Below are 16,633 nucleotides of genomic sequence, written 5' to 3'. Positions count from 1 at the left end.
TTTGCTTAGACAAAATTTGGGCGATTTTTTCTAAAAAATTTATATATTTTATTAAATGGTTATTTTTCAGAAAAAATCTGCTACAATTTCGTATGCACAAAAAAACAATTTTCCCAAACCGCACAAATAATTTAACTATATGTCAAAAATTTTAATCGTGGAGGATGAAGAATTTTTATCGGACATGTATAAAATTAAATTTGAGCAGGCAGGTTATGTTACTATTGTTGCCGGCGACGGCGAAGAGGGTTTTGAGTTAGCTAAAAAAGAACAGCCGGATTTAGTGCTTTTGGATTTAATTTTGCCTAAATTAGACGGTTTTAAAGTGCTGGCAAAATTAAGAGAAGAGCCAAACACGAAAAAAATTAAAGTTTTTATTTTATCTAATTTAGGGCAAAGCGACGAAGTTAATAAGGGTATGGCGACCGGAGCGGACGGTTATTTTATAAAAGCTGATTTAACGCCCAGCCAATTATTAGAAAAAGTTAACGCTATTTTCAATAATCAGGGTGAAGCGGCCAAAGGCAAAAAAAACAAAGTTGTTCATACTGAAAATTTTGAGCATCAGGCGGTTGAAAAAAAACAAGCCAAAATTTTATTGATTGAAGATGAGGAAGCGATTATTAATATGTATAAATTGCGCTTTGATAAAGAAGGTTTTCAGATTGAAGTGGCGCGCAATGGCGCTTGGGGACTTAAGCTCGCCAGGCAGAAAAAATTTGATGTTATCCTTTTGGATATGGTTATGCCGGCTATGAACGGCTATGAAGCGATTAAAGTTTTAAAGTCTGATGATAATACCAAGGACGTGCCGATTATAATTTTGTCCAACAGCGCTCAAGACGGAGACATTAAAGAAGCTAAAAAATTAGGAGCGGCCGTCTGCTTATTAAAATCAATGATTACGCCGGCTAAATTAGTTAAAGAAGTGGAAAAAATTTTAAATAAATAATTATGGCGATTAAAGTAAATTATGATCTATGCATCGGCTGCGGAACTTGCGAAGTTTTATGCCCGGCTGTTTTTAAATTAAACGCTGAAGGCAAAGCCGAGGCGATCAGCCAGGAAGAGATTCCTTGCGCTAAAAATGCGGCTGAAAGCTGCCCGGTGCAAGCTATCGAGGTTAAATAAGAAATGAGAAGTAAGAAAAACAATCCTGGTTAGGGGTTGTTTTTAATTGGCGAAAATGATATGTTGTAGTAAATTTTATGACCTTGAATTATATAAAAAAATTAAATATTCCCGTTTCTCCCGGCTCATACCAATTCTATAATAGCCGCGGCGATATCATTTATATCGGCAAAGCGGCTAATTTAAAAAGCCGGATTCTTTCGTATTGGCAAAAAAGCACTAATCATACGCCGGCTAAATATTCCATGTTAAAGCAAATAGCCAGAATAAAGTGGATAGAAACCGAGAGCGAAATTGAAGCATTACTCCTAGAATCCAATTTAGTAAAAAAATATCAGCCGCAATATAACGTAGCTTTGCGCGACGACAAAAGATTTTCTTATATCAAAATTTCTTTAGCCGATGAAATACCCGGAGTTTTTTTAACCAGGACCGTTGATAAGTCCGGAAAATATTTCGGCCCGTTTATTAGCGCTTTGGCGGCGAGGGAGACTATTAAAATAATCAGGAGAATTTGGCCTTATTGCAATATGAAAAAGGCGCAAAAGCGGCCTTGTTTTTATTATCAAATCGGGCGTTGTTTAGGAATATGTGCAGGCAAGATAACTAAAGAGGAATATTTAAAACAGGTGATCAGGCCTATTATGTTGTTTTTGAACGGGAAGAAAAATAAGATAGTTAAAAATTACGAATTACGAATTAAAAAATTAGAAAAAAACAATAAAGACGGAGCTAACAACGAAGCTCTGGGAATTTTTAAATTTGAGTTAAACAACATGAAACAGGTGCTAGCCGGCTCAAGAGTTTTAAGCGTGGGAGAAAAATATATTAATGACGTAGTAGAGCTGGCTAAGATATTGGGTTTGCCAAAAATTCCGGAAAGAATAGAGGGCTACGATATCGCCAATATTTTCGGGAAAGAGGCCGTTGGATCAATGGTAGTATTTTCGGGCGGTGAGCCTGATAAAAATGAATATCGCAAATTTAAAATTAAAATCGGCCCCGCCTTCGCTGAAGCTTCGGCGGGCAAGCAAGGCGATGTGCAAATGCTTAGACATGTGCTAGAGAGACGGTTTAATAATAATTGGCCGTTGCCGGATTTAATCGTGGTAGACGGCGGCAAAGCGCAGTTAAATGCGGTAAATAATATCATAAGAAGATTGAAGCTGGAAATACCGCTAGTCGCTATTTCCAAAGGTGCGGGCTTGCGCTCGGCTCAAGCGCCGGATAAATTATTTTTTCCCGGCCAAGCTAAGCCTTTAGAATTGCCTTTAGCCTCGCCGGCTTTGCATCTGATCAAGCGCGTGCGCGATGAAGCGCACCGCTTCGCTATTGCTTATCATAGAAGATTGAGAAGTAAGGCGAAGTTTGGTTAAATGAAAATATTTTATATTATACTTTCATGAAACTCGGCGGTAATCTGGCGCGGCGTGATGCCGTGTTTTTTGTTATAGAGTTCTTGAGTATGGCGGCGGCGTTTAGTTTCATTAATGGCGTAGCGCATGGCTGGGGTAATTTTATCGCCGTACATAATAACTTTGCCGTTTAGATGCCTGGCCGCCCGGCCCATTGTTTGGATGAGCGATGTTTCGGTGCGCAAGAAGCCGGACATGTCCGCATCTAAAATAGCGACCAGAGATACTTCAGGCAAGTCCAAGCCTTCGCGCAAGAGATTAATGCCGACTAAAACATCGTATTTGCCCAATCTAAGATTGCGTAAAATATCTACCCGCTCCAAAGTTTCAATATCGCTATGCAGATATTGCACTTTGATATTTTGTTCAGAGAGATAAGCGGCTAGTTCTTCGGACATGCGCTTGGTTAAAGTCGTAACCAAGGTCCGCTGGCCTTTAGCGGTTCTTGCTTTTATCTCCTGAATTAAATCTTGAATTTGGTTTTTATTCGGCCTGACTTCAATTTCCGGGTCTAATAGTCCGGTCGGCCTGATTAATTGTTCAACCACTTGGCGGGAATTTTTTATTTCATATTCAGCCGGCGTGGCGCTAACGTAAACGGCTTGATTCACTTTAGTATTAAATTCTTTAAAATTAAACGGCCGGTTATCGCGGGCGCTCGGCAAGCGAAAGCCAAAATCAATTAAAGTTTGCTTGCGCGATTGGTCGCCGGCATGCATGCCGCGGATTTGCGGTATGGTCGCGTGCGATTCATCAATAAACATTAAGTAATCTTTAGGGAAAAAATCAATTAAAGTTTCCGGCGGCTCGCCGGGTGCGCGTCCGGTAAAATGCCGCGAATAATTTTCTATGCCATTGCAATAACCGACTTCTTCTATCATCTCTAGATCATAGTTAGTCTTTTTTTCCAACCGGTAAGCCTCAACATCTTTGCCTTGCTTAATTAATTCTTTAAGTCTTACTTTTAATTCCCGGCGGATGGTTTTTAAGGCGCGCTTCATTTTTTCTTCCGAGGTCATAAAGTGCTTGGCCGGCAAAATAGCGACGTTTTTAAGTTCCTGGCCAGGCTGCTTTTGATATTCGGCCGACCATAAGGGAGCATTTTGTCCCGGCCGGATATTATAAATGTTAATTTTTTCAATTATTTCTCCCAGCATAGTAATTTTTACCGCGCCCTCGCCGGTAGCCAGATGAATATCAATATTTTCTCCTTTAACGCGGAAACTGCCGCGTTTAAATTCTTTATCGTCGCGCGCGTATTGGATTTTTACCAAATTTCTTAACAGCTGATTGCGTTTTATTTTTTGTCCTACTTGAAAATACTGGCTCATGGCCTCGTAATCGGCGCGTTCACCCAGGCCGTAAATACAGGAAACGCTGGCCACGATTAAAACGTCTTGGCGATTAAGCAAAGATTGGGTGGCGGCATGGCGCAAGCGGTCAATTTCTTCATTGATCGTGGCTTCTTTTTCAATATAAGTGTCGGTCTGCGGGATATAAGCTTCGGGCTGATAATAATCATAATAAGAAACAAAATAATGCACGGCGTTTTCGGGAAAGAATTTTTTAAATTCACCGTAAAGCTGGGCGGCTAAAGTTTTGTTATGGGAAATTATCAGGGTTGGTTTTTGGATTTTTTCGATTATGCCGGCCATAGTAAAAGTCTTGCCCGAGCCGGTAACGCCGAGTAGAGTCTGTCCGCGATAGCCGTTTTTTAAGCCTTCAACCAGCTTGGCAATGGCCTCGGGTTGATCGCCAGTGGGACGAAATTTACTTTTTAATATAAATTTTGGCATATTAATTTTTTCTTGATATAAGCTAATAATAGTCTCTCTAGTCGCCTTTATCAAGGGGGAGTTAGCTGGGGACTTGACAAGATTATTTAATTATGATAGACTAAAAAGTTAATTTAAAATTATAAAGGTAAAGGCCGATTTAAGCGGGCCAGGCACGACAAGCATGGGGATCTTCTTGCAAGGCGCGATATGGTTTCTACTGTGTTTCGCCTAGCGGAAATTTTCTTGCCTGCCCGCTCAAGCTGGTCTTTTTTAAAAACTGCTCCTATATTTAGGAGCAGTTTTTAGTTGGCCTCGGCCGGCGGAGTGGAAGTCGCGGTTTCCGGCGGCGCGGTTAATTCAGCTACGCCTAAAAGGCAGACTTCCCGCCAAGGCACGTAATGAGAAGAAAATCTATTTTTTTTAATTTCGCCGTTTGCGTAAACCACTTCATAATCAAAGTAGGCATCGGCTCCGTTATGGGCGTGTTCGGTGCATTTTTTTTCGCCTGGCTTTAAATCCGTGGTTTCAATAATTTTAGCCGGCCCCGGCTTTACAATATTATAAATTACGGGTTTGGTGTTTGTCGCTGCGCGGCCGTCGCGCGTGCCCCAAAATTCAAACGAGATGTTATCGCCGGAGATTTTCTCTTGGATTAAGATATAAGCCGGAGTGTCGTTAATAAAACGAAAATCAGGCCAAGGATCGTAAATCGTGGCATCAGTGCCGGCCGGTTCATAATAGCCGACGCGGTAAGAATGGTTGCGCCTCATGGTTACGGGCAGACCGCTATTAATAACCGACCTAAAGACTGTTGTGCCGATTTGGCATAAGCCGCCGCCGTATTCAGGTATGGTTTTGCCTTCTTTAATGACTAATTCAGGCAGATAGCCGGTCGAGCCGGTGATTTCGCCCAAAGTTTTTATTAAAGAAAATTCTTCGCCCGGTTTTATCAGTGTGCCGTTAACCGCGGCGGCGCCGACTTTAATATTGTGGCGGCGGTTCGCCGGCGAACCGGCAAAATTTGAAGTGCCAACGCCGATTATTTCTTTAACGCCAAAATTATTTATATTGCCGGCGTTAACTAAAACCGGCTGGGCTTCAACCACCAGTTCAATTTGGCTTGAAGTTAATATTTCATTTTCGATTTTTAACAAAGTGGCTTCTAAATTAAGCGCTAAGCCGTCCTGGCCGTTTTGGAATTCGCTGACTTTGCCATTATTGATTTCAAATTTTGCTTCAATTGGCTTTCGGTCTATTTGCGAGGCAATTTTTTCTTGCAAATAAGCGCCGGCTTTAATTCTATCCAAGCCAACGCCGACTTTATCGGCCGCTGAATTATTTAGCTTTAACGCCAAGAGCCCGGCTAGCTGATCTTCTTCAATGACCCATTTATTATCGCCGTAGATTAAGGTTAGGGGCGCGGCGGCTAAAACAGTTTTGGCTTTACTGGCTATGTTTAATGAATCTTTGGCTAGAATTTTCGGGTACTCGGTTATAGTGGAAAGTTTTATTTCTTGGCTGTTAAGGTTTGATAAGTTATTCAGCATTTGTCCGATGGCTTCTTTATAATCTATGGTTTTGCCTAATTTTTCATCAAGCACGGTAAATTCGTAAGCATCGGCGGCTAGTGTTTTTTTTACCGCCAGCTTAGCGTCTTCGGCCGGTTGAAAAGTTTTAGCAAAGGCATTTTCTAATATTTTTTCCGCTTGGGCTTGATTAATGGATGTTTCCAGCGGTAATTGTTTTTTATTGATTAATAGGGATATTTTTTTTTCTAAATTTGTAAACAAATTGCCGCGCCGGCCGTAATTTAAAGCTGTTTTAGCCGTAGTATCCGCGTTAAAATTAATAATTTGGATGGCTAAATCGCCGTCGGCCGAAGCGATAACCGGCATTATGGTCGTCCGGTTGTCTTTATAGGAAAAAATAACGCCAGTCTGGCTGATTTTATTAATTTCCAAATTTATTATTTCTTTAGCCTCTTCGCCAGTTTTGCCGCTTAAATTTAAAGGGCCTATGAAAATATTGGGGTAAATTTTATTTTGATAAATTTTATCAAATATAAATAGTCCGGACGCGGCTAAAGCCAGTAAAATAAAAAAAATGATTGCTATCGTAAGCAACCATCGCAGTTTGTCTTCATTTATTTTACCATTAATAATCTCCGGCATTTTAGGGGTAGTTAGTTCGCCGCCAGCGAGCTTAGCGGTTAATGAAATTTTCTATTTAAGAATTTTTAATTATTTCATTTATTATGTCTTTGGCTGTTTGCTTGTCTTGTTTTTCCCGTTCAGCCGCTTCTCTGATGTCAAAACTTAAAACCGCGCCTTCATGAGTATCGGCCGGCAATTCATTTTTCGGCCAAATAATCGCCAAGCCGTTTTTTGCTATTAAAACGGCCTTATCTTCTTCAAAGCGGTCAACGGTCAATTCAATCAGCATAAAATAGTTTATTTCTCCTTTACTTTAATGGAAAATTGCTTAGCGCTTTTAGCTTTCGGCAATATTACGGTTAAGACGCCGTTGTCTAAAGACGCTTCAACTTTTTCTACTTCAACTTCCACCGGCAGAATAATCGAGCGGGAAAATCCGCCCCAATAGCATTCTTTTATCAGATAGCTTTCTTCAGAAATTTTTTCTTGAATTTCGCGCCGGCCCCTGATTGTCAGCATGTCGTTATTGATTGAGATATCAATATCGCCTGATTTAACGCCGGCGATAGTGGATTTAACCACTAGGCTGTCCGGGGTTTGAAAGACATCAATAGAAAGCTGGCCTTCATCATAATCTCCGCCCAGCCATTCGTTTGGTTCTGAATTTAAGTCTGGTTGTTCAACTATTTCATCAACAGTAGATTCAAACTCATTTTCATCCGATTGTTTGATTTTAATTTTATCGTCCAGGCCGGATAATTTTTTAAAAAAATTTACCATAATATTATAGAATGTTATATGAATATTATAATATTAATTATAATATTTAACAAGGGTGGACAATACAGGGCTCGAACCTGTGACCTCCACAATGTCAATGTGGCGCTCTAACCAACTGAGCTAATTGTCCAAATTTAAATTAATTTTAAAAGTGGGCGTGGATGGACTTGAACCATCGACCCCGGCTTTATAAGAGCCGTGCTCTAACCAGCTGAGCTACACGCCCTAGCCTAAAAGAAAAAAAGGAGTTAATCCTTTTTATCAATTTAACACTAAGTTTGGTTTTTTTCAAGTTTATCCCGTTAAATGAAAATTCTTTTTAAATCGATAGCAATAAATTAATTATGGTTTGCAGTTTAAAATCGTTGGCAGGTTATACAAATTTAACTGGGTCTTACAAAGGCAATTTATTCAGTTTGTCCTGAATAGCGTTAATGATAGCTGTTTCCGCTTCTATAATCGGTAAATTAATAATCGCCCGCGCCAGGCTTTTTGTGCCGACCGGATTAAATTCTTTTATTAATCCCAGCGAATCAATATTTTTTATAGTATAAAGCAATAGATTGGTTTTACTCGCTGGTCCATTCGCAGATTCTTCGCCCGCGCTTTTATTTTCATAAATAATGGCAATAATTTTTGCTTGCGGGATGCTGACTATCAGCTCATCTATAACATCGGTTAAATCTTTTTCCGTAGAATTAGTTTTAGTAAAATCTGACGAGGATAAAGTCGACCAGACTAATTTATTGTCTAAGCCGCTGGACAATCTGGCTAAAACCCGGCCCCAAAGCTTTAAAACGTTGATGCTTTTTGAGCGGTAAAGATAATTGACGATTTCTTCCCGCCGCGCGCCTAAAGTCATAAGCTGGGAAGCGGTCAGAAGGGCGCGCGGGGTGACATTGTTGGTTTTAAAACTTTTAGTTTCAGCAATCATGCCGGTTAGCAAGCAGGTGGCGATATTTTCGTCTATTAGATCGCGGCCGAAGCTTTCAAATAGAGAAAAAATTATTTCCGAGGTTGAAACCGCTGTTAGTTCAATAAAATTAATTTGGCCGAAGCTTTCGTTGGTTGAATTGTGGTCAATATTAATAATCGGAGTTTGGTAAAAAAATTCAGTGTCATTATCGTAAATTCGGCCTAAAGATTCAAGGTCGGGCGTATCAACCGCGATAATTAAATCATATTTAAAACCCGAGGCGCCCGAAGTTATATCGGAAGAGCTGAAAAAGCCGTCTTTAGGCGAGATGATAAAATTTAGCTGGTTCTCTTCTTGTTTGTATTTAATCTGCGAGACTTTAGTATTGGTAATATCCAGGCAAATAATAAATTTGCGCAAATTGTCCAGCTCATGCTTTATCTCGGTGTAGCCGGGCAAGAAAGAATAGAGTTTGTCCAAGCTGAATTTTTCCGCCACTATCTCAACATTTTTATCCATTTTTCTTAAAAATAAAAAAAGCGCCAAGGCCGAAGCTACGGAGTCGCCGTTCCAAGTTTTTTTAAAAGTGATTAAAATATTGGAAGCTTTTTTAATTTGTTCAAAAATTTGCTGTTCCTGGGTTAACATGTTTGATTTTTCTATATTTAACGGCATGAGGATTATCCCGGCGCCAAACTTAGCGCCGGGGCTTAATTAACTAGTTTATTAATATATCTTATATATAAGAAGGTGTCAAGAGGGTTTTAGGGTGGTTTTTTTCTTGCAAAATAAGGGCAATTCTGTTAAGGTAAAGATATAAAAATGACGCCCGCTTCGGGTAAATTACTTTTTCTGCTTAGACGAAATTTGGCCGTTTTTTTGCAAAAATTATATTTAATTTTTGCAAAAAAACGCTACAATTTCGTATGCGCGATAAAAATAATTTACCCGGCGCGGGCTAATATAAATAAAGATGCCCAAAAAAGAATTGCCAAAAACATATAATCCGGCCGATTATGAAGATGAGATTTACGCTAAATGGGAGAAGTCGGGTTTTTTTAATCCGGACGAATGCGTTAAACAGGGAATTACTAAAAAAAACTCGCCCGGATATTCAATCGTTATGCCGCCGCCGAACCGCACCGGCATACTGCATATCGGCCATGCCTCTATGCTGGTAATCCAGGATATTTTAACTCGCTATCACCGCATGAAAGGCGAACGCGCTTTATGGCTGCCCGGCACGGACCACGCGGCTATCGCCACTCAGACAAAGGTGGAAAAAATTTTAAAAGCAGAAGGCTTGGACCGGCATAAATTAGGCAGAGAAAAATTCTTGGAACGAGTTGTAAAATTCGCCCAAGAGTCGCATGATTCTATCGTTAATCAAATAAAAAAAATCGGGTCTTCCTGCGATTGGTCGCGCGAGGCTTATACTTTTGACGAAGTGAGAAATAAGGCGGTAAATTCGGTTTTTAAATTAATGTATGATGACGGCTTGATTTACCGTGGGCAGAGGATCGTAAATTGGTGCCCACGCTGCCAGTCAACTTTAGCCGATGATGAGGTGGAACATAAAGAGGAGAGAGGAAAATTATATTGGTTAAAATACGGACCCTTTATTTTAGCGACTTCAAGGCCGGAAACTAAATTAGGCGATACGGCCGTGGCCGTTTACCCGGGCGACAAGCGCTATGAAGATATGGTTGGTAAAAAATATATGATTCCGGGCGTACTAGGAGAGTTTGAAATTACCGTGGTGGCGGACAAAGCGGTTGATCCTGAATTCGGTTCAGGCGCGATTAAAGTTACGCCGGCGCATGATTTTACAGATTATGAAATCGCCCAAAGGCATAAAATTGGCATGAAACAAATAATTAATGAAGAGGGGAAGATGATGGCCAATACTGGTAAATATGCCGGCCTAACCACTGCCGAGGCCAGGAAAGTTATCGTGGCTGATATGGAAAAAATGGGGTTGATAGACCATATTGAAGATAATTATACTCATAATATCGCTATTTGCTATCGTTGCGGCGCGCAAATTGAGCCTTTGCCAAGCCTGCAATGGTTTATTGATGTTAATAAAAAAATTCCTAAATATAAAAAAACCATTAAAGAACTGTCGGTTGAAGCGGTTAAAAAAGGCGTCTTCGGCCGTGATAAGATTAAAATCGTACCGGAACGTTTTGAAAAAAATTATTTTCACTGGATGAATAATTTGCACGACTGGTGCATTTCTCGCCAGATTTGGTTCGGGCATCGGGTGCCGGTTTGGTACAAGAATAAATCAAAAGTTGATGATGAAATTTACGTTGGTATAGGAAAGCCCGATGGCGAAGGTTGGGTCCAGGATGAAGATACTTTGGACACTTGGTTTTCGGCCGGCATTTGGACATTTTCAACTTTAGCACAAAAGGCGGAGCAGATTAAGATTGAAAATGGCCGGCTGGTTATTGATAGCGATGATTTTAAAAATTATCACCCAACTTCAGTTTTAGAAACCGGCTATGATATTTTATTTTTTTGGGTGGCGCGCATGATAATCATGACGACCTACGCTTTAGGCGATATTCCGTTCAAAGATGTTTATCTTCATGGTTTAGTACGCGATGAAAAAGGCAGAAAAATGAGCAAGTCTTTAGGCAACGCTATTGATCCTTTAGACAGTTGTAAAAAATTCGGCACCGACGCCACCAGGCTGTCGCTAATAATCGGCACTACGCCGGGCAATGACATGAATTTAAGCGAGGAGAAAATCGCCGGCTATAGGAATTTCGCCAATAAGTTATGGAATATTTCCAGGTATGTAATTACGAATTACGAATTAAGAATTACGAATTACGAAATTGATCGGAAAAATTTAACCTATGCCGATAATTGGGTTTTGCTAAAATTTCAAGCGCTAGTAAAACAAATTACGGAAGATTTGGATAGTTATCGATTTTCTCAAGCCGGCGAAAGATTAAGAATATTTACTTGGGATGATTTTGCTGATTGGTATTTGGAAGTTTCTAAATATGAAAAAACAGAAAATAAAAATGGTATTTTAAGTTATATTTTAACAAATTTGTTAAAACTCTGGCATCCTTTTATGCCTTTTGTAACGGAAGTAATATGGAAAGAATTTAGTGCAGAAAAGATGTTGATTATAGAAGAATGGCCGGCGTTTTCTCTTCTTCAAAGGCTAGACAAAAAATTATATCTAACTACTAAGGAAATTTTGTCGTTTATTAATCCTAATCCCCACGATAGTAGTAAATTTACGATGATAAAAAATATTATAATCGCAATTCGTAATAAGAGATCAGAATATGGGATTGAACCGTCAAAAAAAATAAAAGCTGTAATTTACGCTGGTAAAAATAAAGAATTAATAGAAAATCAAGCGCATTTGATTAAAAGTTTAAAAACCGGGATAAGCGAGCTGGAAGTTAAGGAAAAAGGAGAGAAAATGTCTGATGCCATATATGCGGCTGTAGGCGATATAGAAATTTATTTATTAGGCGCGGTTGATGAGGAAAAAGAAAAAGTTAGAATAGAAAAAGAAATTGTTAATTTAGAAAAAATAATCGCCACCGCGGAAGTTAGATTGGCTAATAAAGAATTTACGGCCAAAGCGCCGGCCGAAATCGTGGAAAAAGAAAAAGGTAAATTAGGCGGTTGGAAGTTAGAAAAAGAAAAGTTAAGAAAACAACTAAGAAGTTTAAAATAAAAAAATGGGATTTGAAGGCGCGTTAAGCTACAATCAAATAAATCAACCGAAACCAAAGAGAGATGATTATAATAAAGAAGGCGAAGGGTTAACGCGCCGAAAATTTTTAAGAAATATGCTTGGGGCCGCTGCCGCCGTAGCCGCTAGCTCCGCTATTGTAAAAGGAGTAGATTATTTTGTTGATAAATTTGAGAATGAAGAAGAGAAGGCGGAGGAAAAAATTACGGAAGAGCCGACCGAAGAGCAGAAGGAAATTGAAAAAGATGACAATATATCCACTAAAGAAGTTTTAGATTTTAATAATAAAGGGCCGATAGAGTTTGATTTAAAAACTACCGAAGCCATAAAAAATAATTGGAAAGAAAAATACCGCAATAACCCTAAATTAAAAAACAGTTTAATCAAAGCCTATCGGGAAATAGGTTATTGGCAGCCTTATTTAGAGAAGATATTTGAAAAAAGAGGCGTGCCTAAAGAATTTATTTTTTTAGCTATTCCGGAATCGCACTGGCAGCCTAACGCCGTATCCAAGGCTGGCGCGGCCGGTCCGTACCAATTTATGGCGGGAACCGCCAAGCTTTATAATTTAAAAGTAAGCGCGAGCTATGATGAAAGGAAAGATCCGCTGGCTAGCGCGCGCTTGCGCCGATCTGCTAAGTGATTTATATAAAGCAACCAAAGATTGGAATCTGGCGTTGTCAGGCTATAACGGCGGGTTTATTTGGGAATATTTGAAAGAATCAAAAAAAGAGGAGGCGGAAGTTTCTTATAAAGGTTTTTTGAAATTTATTGAGAATAAATTAAATTCAGCTAAAGATGATGTTAAAGCCGCGAACAGCTATACGAGGATAATAAAAAGGGGAGAAAATTTAGATGCTATCGCGGCCGAGCATGGGCTTAAGACAGCGGAGTTGGCCGGTTATAATAAGATTGGCAATCTAAAGAACATAAAGGCCGGTCAAAAAATAGCCATACCTTTGCGCCAAGCGGAAAAACAAGCTATTTTTAATAAAAAAATCAGCGGTTTTTCGGAAAATTTAAATTATCCGGCAAAATATTACGCCGTCATGGAACTGATTAGGGAAGGGTTAACCGAGGAACAGGAGAAACCGATCACTTTTGAGATTAAAGAGGTTAAGCAATCCGCGCCTAGCCATAATACTTATATAGCCAAGGCCGGAGATAAAAATTTATTTAGAATTTCCAAAGCTTTAAGAATTGATTATAAAGAATTGGCAAAATTTAATCCTGAAGCGGTGAAAAATTTAAAAGTTGGCATGAAATTAAAAATTACTAATGATAAAAGCAGGCAGGTAACCTTGGCTGACGTAGCCAGGCAGACGAATAAATCCATCGCCAGATTGGAATTTTTAAACCCGGCCGTTAGAAAAAACGCGCCGATTATAATTAATCAAATAAGAGTTTAATAAAATTATATGACTAAAATTATAACCGACAAAAATAAGATTGATGAAGTTTTAAGGCGCGGAGTGGAAAATATTTATCCTAACCGCGAAGCTTTGGAAAAAGTTTTAATGTCCGGTAAGCGGATTAGACTTTATTGCGGTTTTGATCCGAGCGCGCCGGTTTTGCATATCGGCAACGCCATCGCTTTGATGAAGCTGGCGCAGTTTCAGGAGCTTGGCCATGAAATCATATTTTTAATCGGTGATTTTACCGGCATGATCGGCGATCCGACGGATAAAACCGCGGCCAGGAAAAAATTAACCCGCCAAGAAGTTTTAGCCAATGCTAAAAATTATAAAAAACAGGCTTCGGCTTATATAAAGTTCAGCGGCGCCAATCCGGCTAAAATAATGTATAACAGTAAATGGAGCGATAAACTAAGCTTTAAAGATCTAATAGAGATAACGTCTAATTTTACAGCGCAACAAATGTTCGCTCGCGATATGTTTCAGGAGAGAATTAAGCAAGAGAGGCCGATTTATCTTCATGAATTTTTATATCCTGTAGCTCAAGCTTACGACAGCGTGGCCATGGACGTTGACCTAGAAATTGGTGGCAATGATCAGACTTTTAATATGCTTTGTGGCCGGGATTTAATGAAAGCCATGAAAAACAAGGAAAAGTTCGTTTTGACCATGAAACTGCTAGTTGATTCCGGCGGTAAGAAAATGGGTAAAACAGAGGGCAATATTGTGAACTTAGATGAAACTCCGGAAAATATGTACGGCCAAGTTATGTCCTGGCCGGACGGAGTAATTGAAGTCGGCTTGGAATTATGTACTAATTTACCGTTAGCCGAAGTTAAAGATATGGCCGGGCAAATTAAGCAAGGTAAAAATCCGCGCGATATAAAAATGCGGTTGGCTTATGAAATTACAAAAATAAATCATGGCGAGAAAAAAGCGGAGGCGGCAGAGGATTTTTTTGTGAAGACAGTGCAGAAGAAAGAATTACCAAACGACGTTCAGGTTGTACCTAGTCCTGCGCTTAGTGTATCAATCATAGATTATTTGGTAATAGCTGGTTTGGCTGCCAGTAAATCTGATGCGCGAAGAAAAATAGAACAAGGTGGAGTTAATGTGGAAGGCAAAAGAGTTGAATCAATTAATTTAATATTGAATTCCGAGTTAGATGATGGGAAAATAATAACGGTAGGCAAAAGACATCATAAAAAAATTGTTTTTTAATTTTTATAAGGGTAAATTTGATTATCGCATTCGTGAGATTGCTTCGTCGCTGATGCTCCTCGCAATGACAGAAAAATATGATTGGAGTTTTTGATTCAGGGTTTGGCGGGTTAACCGTCTTAAAAGAATTTTTGCGCGTTTTGCCTGATTACGATTATATTTATCTGGGCGATAACGCGCGTACGCCGTACGGCAATAAATCGGACGAAGTAATATATGAATATACCAGGCAGGCGGTTGATTTTTTATTTAAACAGGGTTGCGAATTGATAATTATCGCTTGTCATACGGCTTCGGCTAAAGCTTTAAGGCGGATCCAGCAGGAATATTTGCCGGCTAATTATCCCTGCCCGCCACGCTTCGCTGGCGATGCGGGCGCGGCGGACAAACGCGTTTTAGGCGTAGTGGCGCCAATCGTTGAAGAAGCGGTTAATTTAAGCCGTTATCATAAATTAGGCGTTATCGGCACAACAGCCACAATCAGCTCCGGCGTTTATAAGAAAGAACTGGAAAAATTAAGAAATGATCTGGAAATTTTTCAGCAAGCCTGCCCTTTGCTCGTACCGCTGGCGGAAGAAGGCTGGGCGGGTAAGCCGGAAGCTAAGATGATTTTAAAAAAATATTTACGGCCGTTAAAAGTAAAGCAAATAGATACTTTGATTTTAGGCTGTACCCATTATCCGCTAATGGTTGAAGATATTAAGAGAATTATGGGGAAAAACGTTAAAATTATTGATCCGGCGACTGTGGCCGCGGAAAAGCTGTCCGACTATTTAAAGCGGCATAATGAGATTGAAAATAAATTAGGTAAAAATGGAAAATTATTTTTTTATACGACTGATGATAAGAATAAATTTAAACAGTTGGGGAAGAGATTTTTAGGTAAAGAAATTAAGGAAGTTAAAAAGGCTATTTATTGATATTATATTTTATGTAAGGGAAGACAGTAGCGCTGCCGCGGGCCTTACTTTTTGTGACCAAAAAGTAAGCAAAAAGTCTCGGGGAGTTCCGATTGGCTATCGAGTTGATTGTTATTGGTACTGTAAGCAATGGCGCCAACTCCACTCCCCGAACCCCAGGGTGATTTTGAAATTTTTAAATTATTTTATATGTATACTCTTGATAAAGTAAAACAAAATATTGCCGAGGCGGTTAACGCGGCTTTAAAAAATAAATTAGTTAAAGCGTCTGATTTAGTTTATCCGCCGAATCCGGAATTCGGCGATATCAGCCTGCCCTGCTTTAATTTAGCCAAAGAACTCGGAAAAACAGCGGTAGAAACCGGGGAATTTTTAGTGGGCAAAATTAGATTAAACGATACGGTAGTGGCGGCCAAAGCTATCGGCCCGTTTTTAAATTTTACTTTCAATAAAACTAAATTGGCGCAAGGCGTGATTGAGGAAATATTAAAATTGAAAAACAGATACGGCGTTAATAATATCGGCCGGAACAAAAAAGTCATGATTGAATTCTCCAACGCCAACACGCATAAAGAATATCATGTCGGGCATTTGCGCAATATCTGCTATGGCGACGCGGCAAATAAAATTTTAGCCGCCAACGGCTATAAATCAATCCCGGTTTCCTATATTAATGACTTTGGCATCCATGTGGCAAAAACCTTATGGGCTTTCAGCAAATTTTATAAAAAAGAAAAACTGCCGTTAAATAAAGGTTATTTTTTAGGCAAAGTGTACGTCAGAGCCAGCCAGGAGTTAGCCGATAATCAAGCGGCCAAAATTGAAGCCGGGCAAGTTATGAAGAATATTGAAAGCCGGCAGGGCGCGGATTATAAATTATGGCAGAAAACCAGACAGTGGAGCATTAACGGCTTTAACAAAATTTATAAAGAATTGGGCGTTAAATTTGAGCATATTTTTTATGAAAGCGAAGCGATAAATAAAGGCTTGGACATGGTAGCTAAGCTCTACGCCGAACATTTTTTAGTTAAAAGCCAAGGCGCGGTTATCGCTGATTTAAATAAATATGATTTAGGCGTCTTAGTGGTCTTAAGAAGCGACGGCACGGCTTTATATCCGGTGGCCGACTTGCCCTTGGCCGAGGAAAAATTTAAAAAATATAAAATTGACA

At 39.5% G+C, this 16,633-nt stretch carries 14 protein-coding genes and 2 tRNA genes; 9 read left to right on the top strand and 7 right to left on the bottom strand.

Annotation, left to right across the window (positions count from 1 at the left end):
* Window positions 1-139: 139 nt before the first annotated feature.
* The 3 genes from WC639_01375 to WC639_01365 all read left to right on the top strand — a co-directional run bounded on the left by WC639_01375 (window position 140) and on the right by WC639_01365 (window position 2,507).
* A complete protein-coding gene (locus tag WC639_01375) occupies window positions 140-952 on the top strand; it encodes a response regulator (protein ID MFA6306444.1) in 813 nt (270 codons plus the stop codon).
* A 2-nt stretch (window positions 953-954) separates the two neighbouring features.
* On the top strand, window positions 955-1,131 hold the full coding sequence (locus WC639_01370) for a ferredoxin (GenBank protein MFA6306443.1): 177 nt from the start codon (window positions 955-957) through the stop codon (window positions 1,129-1,131).
* Window positions 1,132-1,208: 77 nt separating this feature from the next.
* The gene (locus WC639_01365; protein MFA6306442.1) at window positions 1,209-2,507 is read left to right on the top strand and encodes an excinuclease ABC subunit UvrC; all 1,299 of its coding nucleotides are present in this window, start codon (window positions 1,209-1,211) and stop codon (window positions 2,505-2,507) included.
* Window positions 2,508-2,518: 11 nt separating this feature from the next.
* On the opposite strand, the gene uvrB is transcribed toward WC639_01365, so the two are convergent.
* The 7 genes from uvrB to WC639_01330 form a co-directional block, all read right to left on the bottom strand.
* Window positions 2,519-4,342: an excinuclease ABC subunit UvrB gene (gene uvrB / locus WC639_01360; protein ID MFA6306441.1), complete on the bottom strand. Its 1,824-nt coding sequence runs from the start codon at window positions 4,340-4,342 to the stop codon at window positions 2,519-2,521.
* Between the two features lie 284 nt (window positions 4,343-4,626).
* On the bottom strand, window positions 4,627-6,495 hold the full coding sequence (locus WC639_01355) for a VanW family protein (GenBank protein MFA6306440.1): 1,869 nt from the start codon (window positions 6,493-6,495) through the stop codon (window positions 4,627-4,629).
* 55 nt (window positions 6,496-6,550) lie between these two features.
* The gene (locus WC639_01350) at window positions 6,551-6,766 is read right to left on the bottom strand and encodes a DUF3006 domain-containing protein (GenBank protein MFA6306439.1); all 216 of its coding nucleotides are present in this window, start codon (window positions 6,764-6,766) and stop codon (window positions 6,551-6,553) included.
* A gap of 8 nt (window positions 6,767-6,774) precedes the next feature.
* Window positions 6,775-7,257: an Hsp20/alpha crystallin family protein gene (locus tag WC639_01345; GenBank protein ID MFA6306438.1), complete on the bottom strand. Its 483-nt coding sequence runs from the start codon at window positions 7,255-7,257 to the stop codon at window positions 6,775-6,777.
* A gap of 56 nt (window positions 7,258-7,313) precedes the next feature.
* A tRNA-Val gene (locus WC639_01340) sits at window positions 7,314-7,387 on the bottom strand.
* Between the two features lie 22 nt (window positions 7,388-7,409).
* Window positions 7,410-7,483, bottom strand: a tRNA-Ile gene (locus WC639_01335).
* A 168-nt stretch (window positions 7,484-7,651) separates the two neighbouring features.
* Complete coding sequence (locus tag WC639_01330; GenBank protein ID MFA6306437.1) at window positions 7,652-8,848, bottom strand: DHH family phosphoesterase; 1,197 nt, start codon at window positions 8,846-8,848, stop codon at window positions 7,652-7,654.
* A gap of 298 nt (window positions 8,849-9,146) precedes the next feature.
* Here WC639_01330 and WC639_01325 point away from each other — a divergent pair, with 298 nt between their 5' ends.
* The 6 genes from WC639_01325 to argS all read left to right on the top strand — a co-directional run.
* Entirely contained in the window at window positions 9,147-11,888 is a 2,742-nt protein-coding gene (locus tag WC639_01325; protein MFA6306436.1) for a valine--tRNA ligase, read from the top strand.
* A 4-nt stretch (window positions 11,889-11,892) separates the two neighbouring features.
* Window positions 11,893-12,549 (top strand): transglycosylase SLT domain-containing protein, encoded by a 657-nt coding sequence (locus WC639_01320; protein MFA6306435.1) that lies wholly within the window; start codon window positions 11,893-11,895, stop codon window positions 12,547-12,549.
* On the top strand, window positions 12,497-13,315 hold the full coding sequence (locus WC639_01315) for a LysM peptidoglycan-binding domain-containing protein (GenBank protein ID MFA6306434.1): 819 nt from the start codon (window positions 12,497-12,499) through the stop codon (window positions 13,313-13,315). The genes WC639_01320 and WC639_01315 overlap by 53 nt, the downstream gene beginning before the upstream one ends.
* A 9-nt stretch (window positions 13,316-13,324) precedes the next feature.
* Entirely contained in the window at window positions 13,325-14,542 is a 1,218-nt protein-coding gene (gene tyrS / locus WC639_01310; GenBank protein MFA6306433.1) for a tyrosine--tRNA ligase, read from the top strand.
* Window positions 14,543-14,619: 77 nt separating this feature from the next.
* Window positions 14,620-15,462: a glutamate racemase gene (locus WC639_01305; GenBank protein ID MFA6306432.1), complete on the top strand. Its 843-nt coding sequence runs from the start codon at window positions 14,620-14,622 to the stop codon at window positions 15,460-15,462.
* Between the two features lie 189 nt (window positions 15,463-15,651).
* A partial coding sequence (gene argS / locus WC639_01300; protein MFA6306431.1) for an arginine--tRNA ligase occupies window positions 15,652-16,633 on the top strand: 982 nt, incomplete at its 3' end.

The organism is Patescibacteria group bacterium (assembly GCA_041662965.1).
In the GTDB taxonomy this organism is placed as follows: Bacteria; Patescibacteriota; Patescibacteriia; order Patescibacteriales; family GWC2-42-12; genus JACPHD01.
This window is presented reverse-complemented; position numbering and strand designations above follow the sequence as displayed.

Bases quoted from the DNA above. Each gene is read 5' to 3' on its own strand.
- WC639_01375 (MFA6306444.1), top strand. From the start codon at position 140: ATGTCAAAAATTTTAATCGTGGAGGATGAAGAATTTTTATCGGACATG.
- WC639_01370 (MFA6306443.1), top strand. From the start codon at position 955: ATGGCGATTAAAGTAAATTATGATCTATGCATCGGCTGCGGAACTTGC.
- WC639_01365 (MFA6306442.1), top strand. From the start codon at position 1,209: ATGACCTTGAATTATATAAAAAAATTAAATATTCCCGTTTCTCCCGGC.
- uvrB (MFA6306441.1), bottom strand. From the start codon at position 4,342: ATGCCAAAATTTATATTAAAAAGTAAATTTCGTCCCACTGGCGATCAA.
- WC639_01355 (MFA6306440.1), bottom strand. From the start codon at position 6,495: ATGCCGGAGATTATTAATGGTAAAATAAATGAAGACAAACTGCGATGG.
- WC639_01350 (MFA6306439.1), bottom strand. From the start codon at position 6,766: ATGCTGATTGAATTGACCGTTGACCGCTTTGAAGAAGATAAGGCCGTT.
- WC639_01345 (MFA6306438.1), bottom strand. From the start codon at position 7,257: ATGGTAAATTTTTTTAAAAAATTATCCGGCCTGGACGATAAAATTAAA.
- WC639_01330 (MFA6306437.1), bottom strand. From the start codon at position 8,848: ATGCCGTTAAATATAGAAAAATCAAACATGTTAACCCAGGAACAGCAA.
- WC639_01325 (MFA6306436.1), top strand. From the start codon at position 9,147: ATGCCCAAAAAAGAATTGCCAAAAACATATAATCCGGCCGATTATGAA.
- WC639_01320 (MFA6306435.1), top strand. From the start codon at position 11,893: ATGGGATTTGAAGGCGCGTTAAGCTACAATCAAATAAATCAACCGAAA.
- WC639_01315 (MFA6306434.1), top strand. From the start codon at position 12,497: ATGAAAGGAAAGATCCGCTGGCTAGCGCGCGCTTGCGCCGATCTGCTA.
- tyrS (MFA6306433.1), top strand. From the start codon at position 13,325: ATGACTAAAATTATAACCGACAAAAATAAGATTGATGAAGTTTTAAGG.
- WC639_01305 (MFA6306432.1), top strand. From the start codon at position 14,620: ATGATTGGAGTTTTTGATTCAGGGTTTGGCGGGTTAACCGTCTTAAAA.